General features: G+C 75.4%; 1 protein-coding gene. It reads right to left on the bottom strand.

What is annotated here, in order from left to right; all coding sequences use genetic code 11:
* A partial coding sequence (locus D3105_RS34045; RefSeq protein WP_206273066.1) for a PucR family transcriptional regulator ligand-binding domain-containing protein occupies positions 1-990 on the bottom strand: 990 nt, incomplete at its 3' end.
* Positions 991-1,121 lie beyond the last annotated feature (131 nt).

Raw genomic sequence — 1,121 nt, 5'->3', positions numbered from 1 at the left:
GTCGACCCGGGCCACCACGACCTGCCACTGCGGGGCCACGCCGAGGCCGGGCAGCAGGACCGGTGCGGCGACCCGCAGCCGGGCCGCGATCTCGGCGGGGGCGGCGCCCGCCTGGACCAGCTCCAGTACCTCCTGGGCGAGCCGGCGGCGTACCGTACGGGCCGCGTCGCGGCGGTCGCGTTCGACCGCGATCAGCTGGGTCACGCCCTGGAGCAGGTCGAGCCGGGCGGCGGGCCAGTCCGATGCGTCCGCCTCGACCGCCAGCAGCCAGTCGGAGAGCACCGACTCCCGTACGTCACGGGCGGCCGGCACCGCACCCCGGCCGGTGTTCCGGATCGGGAAGAGTGAATACGTCGTACCGGCGACGGCCGCCCGGTGCGGGGCCCGGCGGCCGGTCCGCGTCGCGGCCAGGTGGTGCCCGGCCAGCGTGGCGCCCAGCGGGCCGGGCAGCGGGGCGCCCGCCCCGGCGATCTGGCGGCCGGTGGGGGACAGGACCCAGGCCCGCAGGTCCAGGTCGGAGGTGAGGAGGTCCAGGACCACCTCGGGGCCGCCGCCCGCCGGGCCCGAGGTCATCAGTCGTCGGTGCCGGTCCACCACGGCCGCCAGGTCGCCCGCCCGCTCGCCGGAGACCTGGCGTACGACGTACTCGGTGATCGTTGCGAACGCAACGGTCTCATGCACGGCGAAGAGCGGCAGCCGGTGGTGCAGGCACGCCTCGACGAGATCGGCGGGGATGTCACCGAGCTCCGCCTCGCCGGCCGCGAGACCGGCCACCCCGGCCGCCGCCAGGATCCGGACGAACGGCTCGGAGTCCGCCGCGTCCCGGTGCCAGGCGAGGCCCGTGAGCACCAGCTCGCCGCCGGAGAGGTAGCGGCTGGGGTCGCGCAGGTCGGTGGTCATGACGCCCCGGACCGTGCGGTCGAGCTCGTCCTCGCCGCCGAGCAGCCGCAGGCCCAGCGCATCGGTCTCCAGCAGTGCGCGCAGCCGCATCTCGTCGCCGCCGATCTTTCGTAGAGGGAACAGGTGAAGTTCGCCGAGGGGACAGGTGAGGGGGAAGTGGGTGAAGGGGGCCGTGGGGTGGGGGAGCGGTGGGGCGAACGGGGTATCTGTGAATTGCGGTG

The sequence above is a fragment of the Streptomyces globisporus genome (genome assembly GCF_003501885.1).
GTDB lineage: Bacteria > Actinomycetota > Actinomycetes > Streptomycetales > Streptomycetaceae > Streptomyces > Streptomyces globisporus_D.
This window is presented reverse-complemented; position numbering and strand designations above follow the sequence as displayed.